At 31.2% G+C, this 21,316-nt stretch carries 23 protein-coding genes; 7 read left to right on the top strand and 16 right to left on the bottom strand.

Annotated features, from left to right (window positions below; genetic code table 11):
* On the top strand, positions 1–530 hold a 530-nt coding region (locus ACN5J3_RS12020), incomplete at its 5' end, for a hypothetical protein (RefSeq protein WP_418511894.1).
* Here ACN5J3_RS12020 and ACN5J3_RS12015 read toward each other — a convergent pair.
* From ACN5J3_RS12015 to ACN5J3_RS11975, 9 genes are all read right to left on the bottom strand, one after another.
* On the bottom strand, positions 527–763 hold the full coding sequence (locus ACN5J3_RS12015; protein ID WP_418511893.1) for a DUF6095 family protein: 237 nt from the start codon (positions 761–763) through the stop codon (positions 527–529). The genes ACN5J3_RS12020 and ACN5J3_RS12015 overlap by 4 nt on opposite strands.
* Entirely contained in the window at positions 741–1,571 is an 831-nt protein-coding gene (murQ, locus tag ACN5J3_RS12010) for an N-acetylmuramic acid 6-phosphate etherase (RefSeq protein ID WP_418511892.1), read from the bottom strand. The genes ACN5J3_RS12015 and murQ overlap by 23 nt, the downstream gene beginning before the upstream one ends.
* Positions 1,572–1,741: 170 nt before the next feature.
* Positions 1,742–3,967: an NADP-dependent isocitrate dehydrogenase gene (locus tag ACN5J3_RS12005; RefSeq protein ID WP_418511891.1), complete on the bottom strand. Its 2,226-nt coding sequence runs from the start codon at positions 3,965–3,967 to the stop codon at positions 1,742–1,744.
* Positions 3,968–4,084: 117 nt separating this feature from the next.
* Positions 4,085–4,657, bottom strand: coding sequence for a pentapeptide repeat-containing protein (locus ACN5J3_RS12000; RefSeq protein ID WP_418510190.1), 573 nt, complete (start codon positions 4,655–4,657; stop codon positions 4,085–4,087).
* Positions 4,658–5,334: 677 nt separating this feature from the next.
* Positions 5,335–5,688: a 50S ribosomal protein L19 gene (gene rplS, locus ACN5J3_RS11995; RefSeq protein WP_344730942.1), complete on the bottom strand. Its 354-nt coding sequence runs from the start codon at positions 5,686–5,688 to the stop codon at positions 5,335–5,337.
* A 130-nt stretch (positions 5,689–5,818) separates the two neighbouring features.
* Positions 5,819–6,496, bottom strand: coding sequence for a tRNA (guanosine(37)-N1)-methyltransferase TrmD (trmD, locus tag ACN5J3_RS11990; RefSeq protein ID WP_418510189.1), 678 nt, complete (start codon positions 6,494–6,496; stop codon positions 5,819–5,821).
* A 75-nt stretch (positions 6,497–6,571) separates the two neighbouring features.
* A complete protein-coding gene (locus ACN5J3_RS11985; RefSeq protein WP_344730944.1) occupies positions 6,572–7,174 on the bottom strand; it encodes a tRNA (guanine-N1)-methyltransferase in 603 nt (200 codons plus the stop codon).
* Between the two features lie 131 nt (positions 7,175–7,305).
* Positions 7,306–8,754 carry a glyceraldehyde-3-phosphate dehydrogenase gene (locus ACN5J3_RS11980; RefSeq protein ID WP_418511890.1) on the bottom strand — a complete coding sequence of 483 codons (1,449 nt, stop codon included), beginning with the start codon at positions 8,752–8,754 and terminating at the stop codon, positions 7,306–7,308.
* 147 nt (positions 8,755–8,901) lie between these two features.
* Positions 8,902–10,317 (bottom strand): trypsin-like peptidase domain-containing protein, encoded by a 1,416-nt coding sequence (locus ACN5J3_RS11975; RefSeq protein WP_417291462.1) that lies wholly within the window; start codon positions 10,315–10,317, stop codon positions 8,902–8,904.
* Between the two features lie 197 nt (positions 10,318–10,514).
* On the opposite strand from ACN5J3_RS11975, the gene dapF reads away from it, so the two are divergent.
* The 5 genes from dapF to ACN5J3_RS11950 all read left to right on the top strand — a co-directional run bounded on the left by dapF (position 10,515) and on the right by ACN5J3_RS11950 (position 14,557).
* Positions 10,515–11,291: a diaminopimelate epimerase gene (gene dapF / locus ACN5J3_RS11970; protein ID WP_418511889.1), complete on the top strand. Its 777-nt coding sequence runs from the start codon at positions 10,515–10,517 to the stop codon at positions 11,289–11,291.
* Complete coding sequence (locus tag ACN5J3_RS11965; RefSeq protein WP_344730948.1) at positions 11,288–11,812, top strand: GNAT family N-acetyltransferase; 525 nt, start codon at positions 11,288–11,290, stop codon at positions 11,810–11,812. The genes dapF and ACN5J3_RS11965 overlap by 4 nt, the downstream gene beginning before the upstream one ends.
* Complete coding sequence (mltG, locus tag ACN5J3_RS11960; RefSeq protein ID WP_418511888.1) at positions 11,813–12,856, top strand: endolytic transglycosylase MltG; 1,044 nt, start codon at positions 11,813–11,815, stop codon at positions 12,854–12,856.
* 48 nt (positions 12,857–12,904) lie between these two features.
* Entirely contained in the window at positions 12,905–13,762 is an 858-nt protein-coding gene (locus ACN5J3_RS11955; RefSeq protein WP_418511887.1) for a DUF2279 domain-containing protein, read from the top strand.
* 117 nt (positions 13,763–13,879) lie between these two features.
* Positions 13,880–14,557, top strand: coding sequence for a peptidoglycan-binding protein LysM (locus tag ACN5J3_RS11950; RefSeq protein WP_417291458.1), 678 nt, complete (start codon positions 13,880–13,882; stop codon positions 14,555–14,557).
* Positions 14,558–14,567: 10 nt separating this feature from the next.
* Here the strand turns inward: ACN5J3_RS11950 and ACN5J3_RS11945 are convergent, their stop codons facing one another.
* The 4 genes from ACN5J3_RS11945 to dnaA all read right to left on the bottom strand — a co-directional run bounded on the left by ACN5J3_RS11945 (position 14,568) and on the right by dnaA (position 18,666).
* Positions 14,568–15,287, bottom strand: a complete 720-nt coding sequence (locus ACN5J3_RS11945; RefSeq protein WP_344730952.1) for an SAM-dependent methyltransferase — start codon at positions 15,285–15,287, stop codon at positions 14,568–14,570.
* Complete coding sequence (locus ACN5J3_RS11940) at positions 15,287–16,693, bottom strand: PQQ-dependent sugar dehydrogenase (protein ID WP_418511886.1); 1,407 nt, start codon at positions 16,691–16,693, stop codon at positions 15,287–15,289. The genes ACN5J3_RS11945 and ACN5J3_RS11940 overlap by 1 nt, the downstream gene beginning before the upstream one ends.
* An 80-nt stretch (positions 16,694–16,773) precedes the next feature.
* The gene (locus ACN5J3_RS11935; protein ID WP_418511885.1) at positions 16,774–17,226 is read right to left on the bottom strand and encodes a low molecular weight protein-tyrosine-phosphatase; all 453 of its coding nucleotides are present in this window, start codon (positions 17,224–17,226) and stop codon (positions 16,774–16,776) included.
* 12 nt (positions 17,227–17,238) lie between these two features.
* Positions 17,239–18,666: a chromosomal replication initiator protein DnaA gene (gene dnaA, locus ACN5J3_RS11930; protein WP_418511884.1), complete on the bottom strand. Its 1,428-nt coding sequence runs from the start codon at positions 18,664–18,666 to the stop codon at positions 17,239–17,241.
* Between the two features lie 183 nt (positions 18,667–18,849).
* Between dnaA and ACN5J3_RS11925 the strand changes: the two genes are divergently transcribed.
* Positions 18,850–19,242, top strand: coding sequence for an acyl-CoA thioesterase (locus ACN5J3_RS11925; protein ID WP_417291474.1), 393 nt, complete (start codon positions 18,850–18,852; stop codon positions 19,240–19,242).
* On the opposite strand, the gene ACN5J3_RS11920 is transcribed toward ACN5J3_RS11925, so the two are convergent.
* Genes ACN5J3_RS11920 through ACN5J3_RS11910 form a run of 3 tightly spaced genes read right to left on the bottom strand, consistent with a single transcriptional unit; the run spans position 19,243 to position 21,316 of the window.
* A complete protein-coding gene (locus ACN5J3_RS11920; RefSeq protein ID WP_418511883.1) occupies positions 19,243–19,851 on the bottom strand; it encodes an IMPACT family protein in 609 nt (202 codons plus the stop codon).
* Positions 19,851–20,702 (bottom strand): EamA family transporter, encoded by an 852-nt coding sequence (locus ACN5J3_RS11915; protein WP_418511882.1) that lies wholly within the window; start codon positions 20,700–20,702, stop codon positions 19,851–19,853. The genes ACN5J3_RS11920 and ACN5J3_RS11915 overlap by 1 nt, the downstream gene beginning before the upstream one ends.
* A gap of 2 nt (positions 20,703–20,704) precedes the next feature.
* On the bottom strand, positions 20,705–21,316 hold the full coding sequence (locus ACN5J3_RS11910) for an HAD family hydrolase (protein WP_418511881.1): 612 nt from the start codon (positions 21,314–21,316) through the stop codon (positions 20,705–20,707).

The raw sequence follows: 21,316 nt of genomic DNA, 5'->3' as shown, positions 1-21,316 counted from the left end.
GAATCTATAGATATATGCATGTAGTAATAGAGGCTTGTATAAATACACTTTTAAAATCGAATACCATATTGAATGTCGTAGATAAAAGTGACTTTTGTGACGATACCATACCGCCTTTTTATTCTAATTTAGGTAAACACTTCAGACACATCTTTGACTTTTACAACGCTATTTTAGCTTTTGATCAAAAATATATCGTTGACCTTACTATTAAATCTAGAAATTCTAACGCTGAATATGATATTAGTAAAGCTTGTGATTATTTGGATTATGTTGTTAAAAGATTATCTGCATTGGATGAGAGTATAATGAAAAAAGAAGTTTTTGTTATTGATGATTTGGGAAAGGGTAAAATAAAAATGAATTACACTTTTGAGGCTTTGTTATCACAAGCAAATAGTCATACTATTCATCATTATGCTATAATAGCTTATATACTAAATACATTGGGTATAAAAATAGAAGATAATACATTTGGGTATAATCCAACAACGCCAAAAAACAAACCTATTTTTAAAACTGAAAATTAATTTTTTTTGTAGAACATGCTATCCATAATAGTTTTAAGTCCTTTAAAAACAAGAAAAACAGCTAGAATACAGATTAGAATGGCTACAATTAAAATAGGAATGTAAAGTGGTTTTTCTTGATTACTAAAGGCAATATATAGTAAAGTAGGACCTAGAAACATGCATAATAATGATATGCCCATTGTTCTTATTCCTTTGACTAAAATTGTTTTATTGGTTCTTTTGGTTTCCATTTTTATAATTTTGGATTGCTAAACGAACATTTTTGTATTTATCTAATAATAATTTCGCTTCTTGTTCATTAATTTTAAGCTCTGATGACAACATTCTAATTCCTCTATCAACCAATTTATCATTGCTTAACTGCATATCTACCATTTTATTTCCTTTAACTTTCCCCAGTTGAACCATAGTTGCAGTAGAAATCATATTAAGAATCAGTTTTTGAGCTGTACCAGCTTTCATTCTAGAGCTTCCTGTAACAAATTCAGGACCTACAATTGCTTCTACTGGATATTGAGCAGTTTTTGATAAAGGGCTATTATGATTACAAGTAATGCATCCTGTAATAATATTTTCTTGATTACACTTTTTTAGACCGGCAATTACATACGGAGTTGTTCCTGAAGCAGCAATGCCTATTACAACATCTTTATCTGAAATATTATAATCACATAAATCATCCCATGCTTGGGTTGTTGAATCTTCTGCAAACTCTACTGCTTTTCTAATTGCTTTATCGCCACCTGCAATTAATCCAATAACTAAATTGTGAGAAACACCAAAAGTAGGTGGACATTCAGATGCGTCTAAAATACCTAATCTACCGCTTGTCCCTGCGCCAATATAAAATAGACGACCGCCCAATTGTAATTTTTTGACAATTTGTTCAACTAAAACCTCAATTTGAGGTAAAGCTTTTTCCACAGCTAAAGGAACTGTTTTGTCTTCAGTATTAATATTAGTTAATACTTCTGTAATGGTCATCTTTTCAAGATGATTGTAATTTGAATCTTGTTCGGTTGTTTTTGTAAAGCTCATATAAAAACAAAAGTACGGAATTTTGTAAAGCGTTAGTGATGGAAACGGCATCCTTTTGTTTAACAAAAGATATAGTGTACAGCACGTGCCTTTTTATGAGTATGTCATAAAAAGGAAATGCCCAAGTATAAAAAAAGCTCCTTTTTAAAGGAGCTTTTATAAGTTATTAATTAAAGAGAATTTATAATATTGTTTAAAGTATCGCTTGGTCTCATTGCTTGACTTGCCAACGATTCATTTGGTTCATAATAACCACCAATATTCATAGATTTTCCTTGTGCGCTATTTAGTTCATTTACTATTTGAGTTTCATTTTCTTTTAGCTGATTAGCTACTGTAGAAAATTGCTCTTTTAATTCAGAATCTACGTCTTGATTTGCTAAAGCTTCAGCCCAATACATAGCTAAATAGAAATGACTACCACGATTATCTAATTCGTTTACCTTACGAGAAGGAGATTTACCATTGTCTAGGAACTTATCAGTAGCATCATCTAGTGTGTCGGCTAATACTTTTGCTTTTGTATTACTATTAGCATTTGAAAAATGTTCTAATGATACCGCCAATGCTAAAAATTCACCTAAAGAATCCCAACGTAAGTGATTTTCTTCTTCAAATTGTTGTACGTGTTTTGGAGCTGATCCACCAGCACCAGTTTCAAATAAACCACCACCATTCATTAATGGTACTATTGATAACATTTTTGCACTTGTTCCTAATTCTAAAATAGGGAATAGGTCAGTTAAGTAATCACGTAATACATTTCCAGTAACAGATATTGTATCATTACCTTTTTTTATTCTTGCTAGCGTGAAATGAGTAGCCTCAATAGGAGAAAGAATTCTTATGTCTAATCCTGTTGTGTCATGATTTGGTAAATATTTATTTACCTTTTTTATTAATTCTGCATCATGAGCTCTGTTTTTATCTAACCAAAAAACAGCAGGTGTGTTAGATGCTTTTGCTCTTGTTACAGCAAGTTCAACCCAGTTTTGAATAGGAGCATCTTTTACTTGACACATTCTCCAGATATCACCAGTTTCAACATTGTGCTCAATAAGAACATTTCCTTTTGAGTCAATTACTTGAACTTTTCCGTTACCAGGAATTTCAAATGTTTTGTCATGAGATCCATATTCTTCTGCTTTTTGAGCCATAAGACCTACGTTAGGAACTGTTCCCATTGTAGTTGGGTCAAAAGCACCGTTCTGCTTACAAAAATCAATAGTTGCTGTATAAACACCAGCATAGCTGCTATCTGGTATAACAGCTTTTGTATCTTGTTGTTTTCCTTCTTTATTCCACATTTGGCCAGATGTACGAATCATAGCTGGCATTGATGCATCAATAATTACGTCACTTGGTACATGTAAGTTGGTAATTCCTTTGTCAGAGTTTACCATTGCTAAATCAGGACCATTGTTAAAAGCTGTTTCAATATCAGCTTCAATCTCTTTACGTTTAGCTTCTGGAAGTTCGTTAAGATTTGATATTAAGTTACCAAAACCATTGTTAACGTCAACGCCTATTTCTTTAAAAGTTTCTCCATGTTTTTCAAAAAGGTCTTTAAAGAATACTTTTACAGCATGTCCAAAAATAATAGGATCACTAACCTTCATCATGGTAGCTTTCATGTGTAATGAGAATAAAATACCTTGATTTTTAGCGTCTTTTACTTGTTCATCTAAAAATGCTAATAAAGCTTTTTTGCTCATTACAGTAGCATCGATAATTTCTCCTTGTAAAAGGTTTAAACTATCTTTTAGTACTGTTTTAGATCCAGTTTCGTCTATAAATTGAATACTAACTGTATCAGCTTGTTCCATGGTTAGTGACTTCTCATTATGAGCAAAATCACCTGCTTCCATTGTTGCAACATGTGTTTTAGAATCTGATGACCAAGCGCCCATTGAATGTGGGTGTTTTTTTGCATAATTTTTTACAGCCTTTGGTGCACGTCTATCAGAGTTTCCTTCACGTAGTACAGGGTTTACAGCACTACCTTTTATTTTGTCATATCGACTTTTAATATCTTTTGCCTCGTCAGTGTTAGTGTCTTCTGGGTAATCAGGCACGTTGTATCCTTGTGCTTGTAATTCTTTAATAGCAGCTTTTAACTGTGGTATTGAAGCACTAATATTAGGAAGTTTTATAATATTAGCTTCTGGTTTTTTTACAAGTTCTCCTAATTGAGCTAATGCATCTTCAACTTTTTGATCAGCATTTAAAAAATCAGGGAATGTTGCTAAAATTCTTCCAGCTAATGAGATATCTTTTGTTTCAACTTGTACTCCTGAAGATTTAGTAAAAGCTTTAACAATAGGTAAAAAAGAATAAGTTGCTAAAGCTGGAGCTTCATCTGTTTTTGTATAGATAATAGTTGGAGTATTTGCCATAGTTGTTTAATATTTAGTTTTGTTAAATTACTTTTTTTGAAAGTCTTGCAAATATACAAAATTCAAGTGGTTTTGAAACGTGTTGATGTTCAGTGTTTAAGGTTTTTAAGGGCGATTTTAATCAATAATAATATTGAAATCTTTTAATAAACCTAACACCTCATTTTTTGAAAATTTTGTTTGATTTAAGATGTTTTTACTTGGATTGATTCTGTAATTATATGAAGACCTAAAATCGGCATTTTTTAGGTGCGTGTTGCTAAAAATACTTTTGTTTAAATCACAGTTTTTGAATTTTGAGTTTTCTAGATTAGCATCAGAAAAATCTACATTTTCTAAATTACAATCTACAAACTGTATGTTTTTTATTTTACTATTATAAAATGATGATAAGCTCATGTTTGAGTTTATAAAAGAGAACTCAATTAAAAACTGATTACATTCATTAAAAGGAACTCCTAGCATCTTACAATTTTTAAATATTACACCTTTAAAAGTGGTGTCTTTTATTTTTACAGAACTTAAATTGCAATTAATGAATTCACATTCTAAAAATGAAATGTAGGATAGGTAACTGTCAGAAAAATTACAGTCTATAAAGATGCAATTATCATATTCAGCTTTTTCTAGAGCTAAACTTGTAAAATCTTTTTTTGTAAAAGTTTTATCTAAAACAAGAGGAAGGTTCATTTATATAATATAAGTTATGTTTTACAAACATAAAGTTTATTAAAAACAAAAGCCATATCACAATAGAATTTAATCTATTTTTGATATGGCTTTCTTTGAAATAGCTTTTTTGATCTATTAACTATACTGTTAAATTTTATAATTTAAGATTCATCACCTTAATATTATCTTTTCAATTCAAATACAACTATTTCAAAAGGTACATTTTGTTTACAACTTTCAAAATGTATTGACTTGTTGATAAAATGCACTTGATGATTGTTTTTTAGAATACTATTACTTTAAACTTAACCATTTTATGACTAGTGTTTTTAAAGCGTTGCTTATTAAGTATTTCTACTTATTAAAGGTATTCTTCTTAAAAATTTAATGCGTATTATCTTTTTAAGATTAAGATTTTTATGTCTGTATCTTGGAGATACATATTTTTCAGGAATCTTTAAAAAACAACCAATATTAAAGAACGTTTCTTTATACAACTTAACACAATATTCAAATTCATTGTTGAAACCAACATGGATGTTGTGTTAAACTGTTTTACTAAATTACAAAATTGTTTGAGTTATTTTGTTGTTTTTAACATTTTAGTTTTCAACCATTTATAAACTATAGTTATTAACTTTTGTTAATAAAAAAGCCCTGCAAATGCAAGGCTTTTCAATGTTATTAAACGTTTATTAACGTTTCATACTTTCTTTAATTCTAGCTTTCTTACCAGTAAGACCTCTGAAGTAATAAATACGAGCTCTACGTACTTTACCTCTTTTGTTGATTTCTACTTTTTGTAAAGCTGGCATGTTGATCGGGAAAATACGCTCAACACCAATTGATCCAGACATTTTTCTAATAGTGAAAGTTTCAGAAGTACCAGTACCTCTTTTTTGAATTACTACACCTCTAAAAAACTGTGTACGTGTTTTACTACCTTCTTTAATTTCGTAGTATACAGTAATAGTGTCACCAGCACTAAATTTTGGTAAGTCTTTTCTTGTTACAAATTCGTCTTGTACAAATTTTACTAAAGATTCCATATCTTTAAAATGATTATAGTTAGTTCGAAACAACATTCACGATTCTCGCCAGAGGTTAACCCGAAATTGGCTGCAAAGATAGTTAATAATTAATAACCAACAATTTTTAATGTGATTTTTTAATTCTTATCTATTCATCCAGTAAATCAGGGCGTCTCTCTTTAGTTCTATTGTATGCTTGTTCTTCTCGCCACTTTTCAATTTCAGGAAAATTTCCACTGAATAGTATTTCTGGAACTTTCAAGCCTTTGTATTCTCGTGGCCTAGTATAAATTGGAGGAGCTAATAAATTGTCTTGAAAAGAATCTGTTAGGGCAGATGTTTCGTTACCTAAAACACCAGGAATAAGTCTTATTACAGCATCACAAAGTACAGCGGCGCCTAATTCTCCACCAGATAACACATAATCTCCTATGGATATTTCTCGAGTGACAAACAAATCTCTTACACGTTGGTCAACGCCTTTGTAGTGACCGCAAAGTATAATGATATTTTCTTTTAAAGAGATTTGATTTGCAATACCTTGGTTTAAGGTTTCACCATCTGGAGTCATATAAATGACTTCGTCATAGGTGCGTTCAGATTGAAGTTTAGATATGCATTTATCAATTGGTTCTATCATCATAACCATACCAGCACCACCTCCAAACTGGTAGTCATCTACAGATTTATAGTTATCTGTGGTATAATCTCTTAAATTATGAAAATGAACTTCTACTAAATTAGCATCAATAGCTCTTTTTAAAATTGAAGCCTCAAAAGGGCTTTGTAGGAGTTCTGGTAAAACTGTTATTATATCAATACGCATTGCAATGTCTTAAGAAATGCAAAGATGCAAAGAATATGGTGAAAATAAAATATGATTTATTTACAGTTTTATAGGCTAGTTATTTTTTTGCTTATTTATTTCGTCTTGTAGTTGACGCCTTACTTTTTGTTCGCGTTCTAGGGCTATTTTTCTGTGTTCTTCAAATTCTTCTTCAGTCTCTTCTAGAGATTTTTTTGCTTGCTTTGTTACAGCATTACTGTTTTTGAATTTGTAGATAAAGAATAATAGTAAAACAAATAAGCCTCCAATGATAGACCACATTAATGCGTTGTAACTAGCTTTGCTCATTTGTAAACCAAATAATGACATATTGTTTTTTTCATTATTTGTTTTTTCTAATGTTGCTTTTGTATCGTTTAAGTTTGTTTTTAAACTAGCAATCTCATTGGTTTGATTTGTTACTATAGCTTGTGTATCTGCAAGATTTTTATGTATAGCGTTTAGTGAATCTATAGTGTGAGCTTTTAAGGTATATAGCCACGTTTTTTTTACAACTTTATAATCTTGATAATTGTTAGATTTTCTTATCACGTACTCAAATTGATTATCTATTGTTCCACTATTTAATGAAAGTTTATCATCATCTGTGGTTGATTGTGCATGAATATTGAATGATAAAAATAAAGTAACTAAAGTTAAAAATTTAAGACTATTCATTGGGTGTTTTTTGTTTGACAGTATTTTGCGAAAATAAGAAATAAAGTTAAGTTTTTCTACTAATGAAAAGCCTCACTTTAGTGAGGCTTTATTTATATACGGTCAAAATTTATTTTTGGATGTTTATACTACTAGTAATAGGTAAAACGTCTTACTTTGGCAATATATTTGGCAAGTCTAATTACTTGGTGACTGTAACCATACTCATTATCATACCAGATATAAAGAATAATGTTTTTACCATCTTTTCTAACTATTGTTGCTTTGCTATCATAAATAGAAGGAGCAGAGCTTCCTACAATATCACTAGATACAAGTTCGTCACTTAATTCGTACTTAATTTGCTCAACTAAATCTCCTTCTAATGCATATTTTTTAAGAATTGTATTTACGCTGTCTAAAGAGGTTTCTTTATCAAGCTCTAAACTTAAAATTGCTAATGAACCATTAGGAACAGGAACTCTAATAGCATTTGATGTTAGTTTTCCTTCTAATGCAGGTAAAGCTTTTGCAACAGCACTTCCTGCTCCAGTTTCAGTAATAACCATGTTTAGTGCAGCTGCACGTCCACGTCTATATTTTTTATGAAAGTTATCTACTAAATTTTGGTCGTTGGTGTAAGCATGAATGGTTTCTAAATGACCAGACTTTACACCAAATGTGTCATTTATAGCTTTTAATACTGGTGTTATAGCATTTGTAGTACAAGAGGCAGCAGAGAAAATATCTATTTTATCTGGATCATTTTCTTTTTGGTTAACGCCGTGTACAATATTAGGAATTCCTTTTCCTGGTGCAGTTAGTAATACTTTTTTCACACCTTTAGATTTTAAATGTCTGCTTAAAGCTTCTTTATCTCTAAAGGCTCCTGTATTGTCTATAACCAATGCGTCTTTTATTCCATACTTTGTATAATCTATATCTTCAGGAGCATTTGCAGAAATAATGTTTACTGTAGTACCATTGATAATAAGTGCACTATTTTCAACATCAGCAGTTACCGTACCAGAAAAATCACCATGAACAGAGTCATTACGCAATAATGATGCTCTTTTTTCTAAAACAGTTTGATCTATTGTACCACGTGTAACAATAGCTCTTAAACGTAACTGACTTCCTTTACCTGTTCTAGTCATTAATTCTCTAGCTACCAATCTACCAATTCTACCAAAACCATAAAGCACTACATCTTTAGGTTGAATAGCTTCTTCTTTGTGGGCATTTTTAAGCTTATCAGCAACAAAGGCTAAAGCATTGTTGAATTTTTTTTCTTCTAGATGATATTCGTAAGTTAATTTACCAATGTCAAGTTTTGCAGGTGGTAAATCTAGAGTTTGAATAGCCTGTGCGATTTCTACAGAATCAAAAATAGAAATTGGTTTTTGTACAAATTCACCTGCATATTCGTGTAGGTTTAAAATCTCACTAACATTTCTGTCAATTAGTTGATTTCTAAATAGTACAAGTTCTATAGATTTTTCATACCAAAGATCGCTTACTATCTTAATAAATTCTACAGTAGCTCTTCGTCTATCTGCTTGAAAAGCCAATTCGCTTTCATAAGTTTCTTTAAAACTCATTGTATTCGTTTTTAGTGTGTTGTTTAAATATTTTTTGCAAAAGTAACATATTTCAAACGTTTTCGTAACGTTTTTTCAAAAATAAAAAATCCCTTGTCTGGTTATTGATTTAGACAAGGGATTTATGATATGAAACAAAGAGCGTGGTTATCTAAATATGAAACTTTGCTTTTGGCCGTGACTGTTAAGAATGCTTATTTTTTCAATATTCTCTTTAAAGTCATTACCATATTTTTGCTTTAAAGTATTAATATCGTCGATAGAGTTTATAGGCGTATCATTTATATCAGTAATAATTGTGCCTCTATTTATACCTATTTTTTGGTAAAGCCAATAATTATCATTTTTAGTAACTAAAACACCTTGCTTTATATTATATTTTTCTTTTGTTGCGCTAGGAATATTCTTTAGTTGCATATCTAGAAATGTAACTGTAAGTATTTCACTTTTAGAAAGTTTTACAGGTAATGTTTTTTCGTTACCATCTCTTAAAACTGTTACTTCTACTAAATCATTTGGTCTTTTTGTACTTAAATAACCTGTTAGATCTGCGAATTTTGAGATTCTTACATTATCTATTTGTTTGATAATATCACCACTTTTTATTCCTGCATTTTTTGCACCTGATTTATCTTCAACATTGCTTACGTAAAAACCTTCAGTAACATCAATATCTAAATCTTCAGATTGCTCACTGTTTAAGCTAATGCCGCTTACACCTAATATACCGTTTTGAACATTACCAAATTCCATAATATCTTCTACAACTTTTCTAGCAATGTTACTAGGAACAGCAAATGAATATCCTATATAAGATCCTGTTTGTGATGAGATTGCAGTGTTTATACCTATTAAATCACCATTGCTGTTTACTAAAGCACCACCTGAATTACCAGGGTTTACAGCAGCATCTGTTTGTAAAAAAGATTGTGAATGTTGCCCTGTTAAATCTCTAGATTTTGCACTAATAATTCCTGCTGTTACTGTAGATGTTAGGTTAAAAGGGTTACCTACAGCCAAAACCCATTCGCCAACTTTTACTTGGTCGCTATCTCCAAAAGTTGTAAACGGAAGTTCATCATCAGCATCAATTTTAAGTAACGCAACATCTGTTTTAGGGTCTGTACCAACTAATTCAGCAGGTAGAGTTCTGTTATCGTTTAGTGTAATTGATATTTCTTTTGCACCATCAATAACATGATTATTCGTTATAATATAACCATCTGGAGAAATAATAACTCCGCTGCCAGTTCCTACTTGCGCATGCTGAGAGCGCCTGCCATAAAGTAAATCCTGAAAAGTAACAGGACCAGAAACTACTGATGTGTTTTTAACGTGTACTACAGCATCAATTGTTTTTTCAGCAGCATCTGCAAAACTTGGAGCGTTTTCAATACTGTAATTGGTTTTTTTTGTGTTTAAACTTGTTGGAAAATAATGAGTTGACTCTTGAGGCGTTTGCGATGTAGTAATAACATCTTTCTCAATAAATAATTTGTAAGATGACAATGAAATTACGCCACCTAATACCGAAACAAATACGAGTGTTAGAAACTTTTTCATATGTAATTAATTTTATTTGATATTTATAATTAAAGACACTAAAAAGAATTGTGTCTCTAGTAATTAGATTTTTACAACGATTAAAATTAAATTTTTATTGAATTGATTTTTGGTTTTTAACGATTTTTAACGCCAACTTTAACGAGTGATTAACAGTGTGAAAACCGATGTAATATTCCTATATTTGCCAAACAATTATGGGGACAACTTTTTATAAATATCAAGGAACTGGTAATGATTTTGTTATGATAGATAACAGATTATTGCAATTTGATAAAACTGACGCGCAACATATTGCTTTTTTGTGTGATAGACGTTTTGGTATTGGTGCTGACGGATTAATATTGTTAGAAAATCATACAGAATATGATTTTAAAATGGTTTACTACAATGCTGACGGTCATGAAAGTTCTATGTGCGGAAACGGAGGTAGATGTATTGTTGCTTTTGCTAAGCAATTAGAAATCATATCTAATAAAGCTACGTTTGAAGCAATTGACGGTTTGCATCATGCCATTACTGAAAACGATACGGTTAAGCTACAAATGCAAAATGTGTCTACTATAAAAAATCATAAATCGCATTTATTTCTTGATACAGGATCGCCACATCATGTAACACTTGTTGAGGACTTAAAAAGTCTTGATGTGAAAACCGAAGGTTCAAAAATAAGATATAGTAACTTGTATGGAAAAGCAGGTAGTAATATCAATTTTGTAAAAAAAATATCTCCAGACACTTTTGCAGTAAGAACCTATGAACGTGGTGTTGAAGACGAAACCCTTTCTTGCGGAACAGGAGTTACAGCTGTAGCATTGGCAATGCATTACATAGGTGAAACAGAAAAGAACCTTATAAACCTTGAAGTAGAAGGAGGAAAGCTTCAAGTAGGTTTTGATATTACAGATTCTAATTATGAAAATATTTGGTTAATTGGTCCAGCAAATATGGTTTTTAAAGGCGTTGTATCATGATTACTTTAAAAGGAGAACATATTTATTTACGCGCTTTAGAGCCTGAAGATTTAGAATTTATTTACGTAATTGAGAACGATGAAAGTGTATGGGAATTAAGTAGTACACAAACGCCATATTCTAAATTTTTAATAAAGCAATATCTAGAAAACGCTCATAAAGATATTTATGAAGTTAAGCAATTGCGATTGGTTATTTGTAATTATGATGATCAAACTATAGGACTTATAGATCTTTTTGATTTTGATTTTAAAAACAGTCGCGCAGGTGTTGGTATTTTGGTAAAGGATGTAAATAATAGAAATAGAGGTATAGGTAAAGAGGCTTTACAGCTTTTAATATCATATAGCAAAGAACATCTTAATTTGCATCAATTGTATTGTAATATTTCAGAAACAAATGAGAATAGTTTAAAGCTATTTAAAAGTCAAGAATTTACGATTATAGGTTTAAAAAAGGATTGGAATCTTGTAAAAGGTTCATATAAAAACGAATATTTACTTCAACGTATATTAAAATAAATGTATATAAAAAAAATACTTTGGGCAGTTGCCCTAATTGGTTTAGTAGTAGCAGGTTTGTTTGCCTACTACATTTATAGTGTTATGTTAAAACCTAACACAGCTTTTAATAATGATGAAGCCTATGTATATATAGCAAGTAATGCCAATTATCAAGATGTTAGAGATCAATTAGAACCACTGCTTTTAGATATTGATAAGTTTGATGCACTTGCAGAAAGAAAAAAATACACTACCAATGTGAGAGCTGGACGATACGTTATTAAAAAGGGAATGAATAATAACGATATTATTAATTCTATACGAAGTAAAAACATACCAATTAATATAGCGTTTAATAATCAAGAAAGTCTAGAAAAATTAGCTAACAGAATTAGTAACCAGTTAGAGCCTGATAGTTTAGCCATTATATCAGCAATGAAAGATAAAACGTTTTTAGAAGCTCAAGGTTTTACAGAAGCAACAGCTTTAGGTATGTATATACCTAACAGTTATGAGTTTTTCTGGAACACATCTGCTGAAGCTTTTAGAGATAGAATGCTTAAAGAATATAATAGATTTTGGAGCGAAGCAAGAAAAACTAAAGCTAAAGCCATAGGCTTGTCTCAAGATGAAGTAATGACACTAGCATCTATTGTGTATGAAGAATCTAAACAAGCAAATGAACAACCAAGAATAGCAGGTGTTTATATGAATAGATTAAACATAGGAATGCCGCTTCAAGCAGATCCAACGTTAAAGTTTGCAGCTTATAAACTACCACAATATCAAGGCACTGTTATAAAGCGAGTATTAAATATTCATAAAGAAATAGAGTCGCCATACAATACCTATAAATATGCAGGTTTGCCGCCAGGATTAATTGCAATGCCAGACATATCTGCAGTAGACGCCGTGCTTAATTATGAAAAACATAAGTATTTATATTTTGCAGCAGATGCACAGCGTTTAGGTTATCATAAATTTGCAAAAACATTAAGCCAGCATAATGTTAATGCTAGAGAGTATCAACGTTATTTATCTTCTCAAGGTATAAATAAATAGTTTTTGAAAACTTGCTTAAAACATACTCTACTTGCTTTTTTTATAACGATGACTGCTTGGTCGCAGCATAGTGATATTAATTCATTTTTAAAACCAAGTGATACTTTAAATATATCAAGAAGAAATACAATACTTATTACTGAAGCTTCTTTAGCAACATTAACATTGGTAGGTTTAAATCAGCTTTGGTATGCAGATTATCCTAAATCAAAATTTCATACGCTAAATGATAATGAAGAGTGGCTTCAAATGGATAAGCTGGGTCATGTGTTCTCTTCTTATCAATTAGGTCGAGTAGGAGCAGACGTTTTAAACTGGAGCGGTGTTAGTAAAAAAAATCAGTTAATTTATGGAGCTACTTTAGGCTTTGGTTTTCTTACTGTAGTTGAAGTTTTTGATGGCTTTTCTCAAGAATGGGGATTTTCATGGGGAGACATGGCTGCAAATGCAGTCGGAACCGGATTGTATGTAGGCCAAGAATTACTATGGAAAGAGCAACGTGTTGTACTTAAATATTCATTTCACAGAACACAGTATGCAGCGCAACGACCAGATAAGTTAGGTAGTGGGCTTACTGAAGAGTTTTTAAAAGATTATAACGGACAAACTTATTGGTTAAGTTTTAATATGTCTTCGTTTTTTAAAGATTCAAAGATTCCTAAATGGCTAAATATAGCTTTGGGTTATGGCGCTGATGGAATGCTTACAGGAACTAATACTCATTTGTCAAATTATGATAGAGAACGCCAATATTACTTAAGTCTTGATGTTGATTTGACAAGAATAAAAACGAATTCTCATGTTTTGAAAACTTTGTTTAGCGTTTTTAATACCATTAAAATACCTTTCCCTGCTTTAGAAATAAATGAGAAAAACGGTGTAAAGCTACACGCTGTCTACTTTTAGAAAACCTTAACACTTTGGTTTTCAGATATTAAAAAAAATACGTATATTTGCACGCTGAAAATTTCAACGCACCGTGATTTTTTATTGTGGAGCAATGTGTTGAAGAAATTCAAAAATATGATAAAAAATATTGGAAGTTACACAGCCCTATCACTTACAATATGTTTCTTATTGTTTGGCTCTTTTTACTTAAATAAAGAAGTAAAAACCAAATTAAATACATCAAAAAGAATAGCAATGGTTGATAATACTGTTGTTGATAATGATGTACTTGTTGCAGATGCTATTCATCCTATTCACAAGCCAAACGATTATTCTTTTTCTCCTAAATTAGGTAAATCACTTATTGGTTTTAAAGAAGCTTTAGGCTTTAAAGAATCTCGTGGCGATTACTTTACAGTAAATACTTTTGGTTATTTAGGTAAGTATCAATTTGGAAGAGAAACTCTAAAACTTATTGGTGTTTACAATACCGTTATGTTTCTTAACAATCCTGAATTACAAGAAAAAGCATTTATAGCAAATGCTGAACGTAATAAATGGATTTTAAGAAGAGACATAAAACGTTTTTCAGGACGTACTATTAACGGAGTTGAAATAACAGAATCAGGTATTTTAGCAGCAGCTCATTTAGCAGGAGCTGGCAATGTAAAAAAATACTTAAGAAGTCATGGAGCTCAAGGTTTTTCTGATGCATTTGGTACATCAATTCAATATTATATCAAGAAATTCTCTGGATACGATACGTCATCAATAAAACCAAATAAAAAAGCAAAAGTAAAGGTGACAGCTTAATAACCAGTTGTTACTCTTTATGTATTACAAATAATGCAGGTCTTTTATGTAGGTCTGCATTATTTTTTTTCCACGCTTTTACTGTTTTAGTTTTTATGTATTCTGTTGATAGTGTTATGTCACAAGCAATACAAACCAAAGTATTTTCATTTAGTGTATGGCATATGTCTTCAAGCATTGCGTTATTTCTATAAGGTGTTTCAATAAAAAGTTGCGATTGATTTTGTTTAAAAGACAATTGCTCTAATCGTTTTAATTCTTTTTTTCTCTCGCCTTTATCTATAGGTAAATAGCCGTTAAAAGCAAAGCTTTGTCCATTCATTCCAGAACCCATAACAGCCATTAAAATTGATGAAGGACCAACCATAGGTACGACCTTAATATTGTTTTGATGAGCAATTCTAACTATATCAGAACCAGGATCGGCAACAGCAGGGCAACCAGCTTCAGATAGCAATCCAACTGGTAATCCTTCTTTACACGGATTTAAAAAACTAGGTATTTCAGAAGCATCTGTAAATTTATTTAGAACAAACAGCTTTAATGAAGATTGCTTTTTATTAGGGCAGATTTTTTTTATAAATCGTCTAGCGCTTTTTTCATTTTCAACTATAAAATGAGAAATATTTTCTATTGTTTTTTTTACAGAAATAGGAAGAACTTCTAAAGGTTCGTTATCGCCTAGCGTTGTAGGTATTAAATATAGGTTTCCAGAATTAGGGTTGCTCATTAGTATATTATAAGTTTTTTTAATGATGTTTTTCCATTTGTAGCAGTTATTTCAGTGAGGTATAATCCGCTAGCTAAATCTTTTGTAGATACTTTAATTGAACTATTGTTAGTGTTATTTACCGTTTTTATGGCAGTACCTTGAATATTGTATATTGTTATTTTTGAGATAATATTAGTTGCGCTTGAGCTGTCAAAATAAACCATATCATTTGTTGGGTTAGGGTACATTTTTACGGATGATAGATTAAATTCATCAGTACTTAAATTGGTGTCAACAATTTTAAAAATGTTTCCAGAGCTTAAACCAGCTACATAAATCTCACCATCAACATCTTCTCCAAAAGCAGTCCAGTTATTGCCCGAGTATTGTTGTGTAAAAGACATATCCCAAGTCGTGCCATTGTATTCTAAAATACCTATTTCATTACTGCAATAATCTGCAAAAAAGTATAAACCACTTAATGTTGATTGCGCTGTTCCTCGATATCTGTATCCGCCTGTAATAGAACATTTAAAAGCGCCACTTCCTGAATGACTATATTGACTTACCGGAAATGTTATTGTATTAACGTCAGGACATCCTGTTGTGTTATAAGCCGAATTTCCTTCATAGCATCTCCAGCCGTAATTTACACCAGCTGTTGTAATTGGAACCATATTTATTTCTTCAATATCATTTTGACCAACATCAGCAATCCAAATGTCATTGGTTTGCCTATCAAAAGAAAAACGCCATGGATTTCGAAGTCCATAAGCCCAAATTTCATCTCTAGTATTTGCTGTACCAACAAACGGGTTATCGTTAGGGATTCCGTAGTTGTTTCCGCCGCTAGCTGTGTTTACATCTATTCTTAATAGTTTGCCTAATAGCGAATTCAAATTTTGTGATCTGTTTTCAGGGTCACCACCAGAGCCGCCATCACCTGTAGCAATATATAAATAGCCATCGCTGCCAAAAGCGATATCACCTCCATTATGATTAGAGTAAGGTTGAGCTATGGTAAGTAATATTTCTTCTGTACTAGGATTTGCAGTGTTACCATCTGGAGGGTTTGTTACAAACCTAGAAATAACGGTATCGCCGTTATTGTTTATATAATTAACATAGAAAAAACCGTTTGATAAGTAATTAGGATGAAAAGCTAAACCTAGCAAACCTCGTTCGCCTCCGCTATTTGAAACTAATGTGTTAATATCTATAAAAGGCGTTGAGTTTGTGCTTCCATCATTGTTCACTATTTTTATTACACCAGCACGTTCAACAACAAAAAGTCTGTCGTCTCCGGCATGTTTTATACTTACAGGGTTTGTGAATCCGGAAGCATGAGGTTCTATATCAATACTTTGAGATATTGATACAATTGAGTAGGTAAGTAATAGAATACTAGAGTATAGCTTTTTCATGAGTATCAATTTTAAAGATTAGTATTATGGTAAAATACAAAAAAAAGCTAGTAAACTTAAAATATTTTAAAGTCTTAATGTTAGTGCTGAAGTTTTGATGCAATTTCATTACATGCTTCGTCAAGCATTTTGTAAGTATTTTCAAAACCTTGTTCGCCACCATAGTAAGGATCTGGAACACTGTGGTTTTGATTGGGATATATCTCGTTAAGTATGTATTTAACTTTAGCGATATCTTCAGGGGTTCTAGACTGCTTTATAACGTTTTCAAAATTTGATTCATCCATCACGTAAATTAAATCAAAAGTATCAAAGTCTTCAGTAGAGAATTGTCTTCCTTTAAGATTAGAAATATCAAGGCCGTATTTTTTAGCAACCGCAATAGAACGCTTATCTGGAGCGTCACCTACATGGTAATTGCTAGTTCCTGCAGAGTCTACAAGAACATTTTCAGAAAGTTTGCTTCGTAAAATACCTTCGGCCAAAGGAGAACGACAAATATTTCCTAAACAAACCATGAGTATTTTAGTCATTGCAAAAGGTTTTTATACAGAAAGCTTTTTTGTTAAGTCTTCTACGTACTTTCTAAATTGCTTGTCTGTTGCAGATAAGTTATCTACAGTTTTACATGCATGTAAAACTGTGGCATGATCTCTTTTTCCTATTTGAGAACCAATACTAGCAAGTGAAGCTTTTGTGAATTTTTTAGCAAAAAACATAGCAAGCTGTCTTGCTTGAACAATGTGGCGTTTTCTTGTTTTAGATTGTAAAGTATCAATATCCATTTGGAAATAGTCAGATACCACTTTTTGAATGTAATCTATAGAAACTTCACGTTTAGTGTTTTTAACAAATTTCTCAACAACTTGTTTTGCAAGATCAATTGTGATTTCTTTTTTATTGAAAGAAGATTGCGCGATTAAGGAAATAATAGCACCTTCTAATTCTCTAATATTTGTTTTAATATGCTTGGCTACGTAATCTACAATTTCGTCTGGCATATCAACACCATCTCTATATAGTTTGTTTTTTAATATAGATACACGTGTTTCAAAGGCAGGACTTTGTAGTTCTGCAGAAAGTCCCCATTTAAACCTTGATAGTAAACGTTGTTCTATATCTTGCATATCAACAGGAGCTTTATCACTTGTTAATATCACTTGTTTACCGTTTTGATGTAAATGGTTGAAGATGTGGAAAAATACATCTTGAGTACCAGTTTTTCCTGATAGAAACTGAACATCATCAATGATTAATACATCAATAATTTGATAAAAATGTATAAAATCATTTCTATTATTTTTCTTGACAGACTCTATATATTGTTGTGTGAATTTTTCAGCTGAAATATATAAAACTGTTTTTTCAGGATATTTATCTTTAATATCAATACCAATAGCATGTGCTAAATGGGTTTTTCCTAAACCAACACCACCAAAAATTAATAGCGGATTAAAAGATGTGCCTCCTGGTTTTGAGGCAACAGCTAAACCAGCACTACGAGCTAAACGATTAGAGTCTCCTTCTAGAAAATTCTCAAAGTTATAACTAGGGTTAAGTTGCGACTCTATTTTGACATTTCGTATTCCAGGAATAACGAATGGGTTTTTTAATTCAGGACTTTTATTGTTTAAAGGAATATCAACATCTTGAGCTTTTACAGCGCTTCTATTAGAACTGGGTATGCGTTCTGTAAAAGGTTGTTTGTTACCATACGTGTTTTCCATTTTTATAATGTAAACAAGTTTGGCTGTGTCTCCAAGTTCTTTAGTAAGTGCAACTTTTAGAATCTTAACATAGTGTTCTTCAAGCCACTCGTAAAAAAATTTACTAGGTACTTGAATGCTTAATGCATTGTCTGTAAGTTTTACTGCTACAATAGGCTCAAACCATGTTTTGTATGCTTGCGGTTGGATGTTATCCTTTATAAATTCGAGACAATTTTTCCATACCGATTTCGCAGTTACACTCATTCTTTGTTAAAAGGTTTTACTAGTTAGTTATTGAAGAGACGTGATATTCTCTGTTGATTTTATAGCTGGACAAATATGTGAACAAAATTCTAAAAAAAAAAATCAATACCTATTGAATTTTAAGAATTTTTTTCTCATGTTTAAAAGCTAGCCTAAGCTACAAAAAAATATTTAAATAAGATGATGATTTTTGATGAAATTCCAATAAGAATTAGATACGGTGAAACGGATCAAATGGGCGTTGTACACCACGGTAATTACGCATTATACCTAGAAATAGGTAGGACAGAATGGTTGAGGAAAAAAGGGGTTTCTTACAAATCTATGGAAGATAACGGTGTTATGCTACCTGTTATCTCTATGAGCGTTAATTTTAAAAAATCTATTCTTTATGACGACGTTATTAGGGTAAGAACACAGTTGAAAAAAACACCTTCGGTAAAGATTGAATTTGACTATGAAATACGTAGCGAAACAGGTGATGTTCTAGCTACTGCAAACACGGTATTGGCATTTATAGATATGAAAACAAAACGTCCTATAAAATGCCCGGAGTATATTTTGGAGAAACTGTAGTTAAAGTTCTTTGATACTTACTTCATAAATGCTTTCTATAATATCAAATATGCTTTTTGCTTCTTTTTGTCTAACACTTATTGTAAGTTGACAATCTAGCTCTAGCTTTTGATTTATAATATTTAGGTTTTTTTCTTTTACAACACGCATAACTTTGTTCATGTTTTTGTAATCAAATGTTATTAGGTATTGAGTATTTATAGTTTTTGTAACTATTTTAGAGTTTTCTAAAGCTAATTGAGCTGTAGTTTTATAAGCATTTATAAGTCCGCCAACACCAAGTTTAACGCCACCAAAATAACGAACTACAATAATGAGTGTGTTTGTTATTTCAAAGGATTGAATTTGACCATAAATAGGCATTCCAGCACTATTATTTGGCTCGCCGTCATCATTAGCTCTAAACAGAATATTGTTTTCACTTGTACCAATTTGATAAGCATAACACCAATGTCTTGCTGTATGATGTTGTTTTTTTATGGTTTCAAGATGTTCTTTTACTTCGTCTTCAGAAGTTACAGGGAAAGCATACCCAAAAAATTTACTGTTTTTATCTTTAAAAAGTACTTCTTCGCTAGGTTTAGTAATAGTTCTGTATGTATCTTTCATTACGTTAGAGTTACAAGTATTATAGATATTACGGCAATTACAATACCTATCCAATTAGTTTTTGATAGATTTTCTTTAAAAAATAACAAGCCTGTAAAAGTAGATAACATGACGACACCTACGTGATTTATGGTGAATAACGTAGAGCTTTCAAAAAGTTCATGATCTAAAGCTTTTAATAAAAAGAAAATTGAACCAAAGTTCACAATGCCTAAAATAATACCACTTACAAAAGCTCGTGGTGTGATTAGTAGTTCTTTTTTTATCACTAAAGTACATACACCTATTATAGCTGCAATACAAAAAATGGTTGCAGAAAACAATGGAATACCATTCTCGGGAACATAAGTTGTCTCTAAATACTTTATTGAAGTATCAATAATACCAGAGCCAAAGAATAAAATGATAGGAAATAAAAGATTTTTTTTGAAATCTATCTTTGATGCTGACTTTATAGATGTTAAGTATACTGCTGTAAGCGCTAGTAAAATTCCAATTATTTTTTGTAAACCAGTACTTTCATGATATACATAAATGCCAAATATAATAGGGATTATAACACTCATTTTAGATGCAACAGAAGCAACAGAAACACCATTTTGCTGTGATGTTTTAGCCATTACAAAAAAGATAGAGATAAATAAAAACCCTAAAAAAACTGCGCCATAAAACCAAGGCGATTTTATGGTGTTATTTACTGTGATATTTCCTCCGTAGGTTATTAAGCCTGTAATGCACGCAAAAAAATAGTTTACTACGATAACCTGAAGTGTTTTTATATTATAAGCTTGAAGTAGCTTAAATATTACAAAAATAAGGGTGGAGCAGACTATACTACAAAGTAAATACATGCTTAAAATAAATGTTTGTTAGTAATAAATAACTGTGTTACATCATCTGTTTCTGGATTTATGTTCCAAGTGTTAATACCTAAAAGGGCAGCACTGTCTGTATTTTCTTTTAAGTCATCAATAAATAAACATGTTTCAGGAGCTAGGTTGTTCTCCTTCAATACAAAATCATAAATAGCTGTGTCAGGTTTTCTTAAGTTTATTTCGTGAGATAAGTAGAATTTGTTAAAACAGTTTTTAAAATCTTCATAGAAACGAACATCATTTTTTATCCATTCTATATGAAGTTCATTCGTATTGCTTAAAAGTATAAGGTTGTATTGCTTATCATTTTTAAGTTGTTGTATGAATTCTAATCTATGACTAGGAAAATCTTTTAAAATGCAATTCCAAGCATCTAATATTGAGTTTTTATCTAAAGCAGGAAAATTATCTTGATAGAATTCTAGAAACTCATTTGTAGAGATTAGTCCCTGTTCGTATAAGCTGTTTATAGCTGTGAGTTCTTCAGGAAATGTTTCAATTTCAAATAGGTTTAGAGCATTCGTCAGGGCGCCTTGTTTGTCAAGGTTTATAAATACGTCACCAAAATCAAAAATTAATGTTTTTATCAT

The sequence above is a fragment of the Corallibacter sp. genome, assembly GCF_048381695.1.
Lineage (GTDB): Bacteria > Bacteroidota > Bacteroidia > Flavobacteriales > Flavobacteriaceae > Corallibacter > Corallibacter vietnamensis.
Note: the sequence above shows the minus strand (reverse complement) of the source record. Positions and strands in the feature narration are given on the sequence as shown.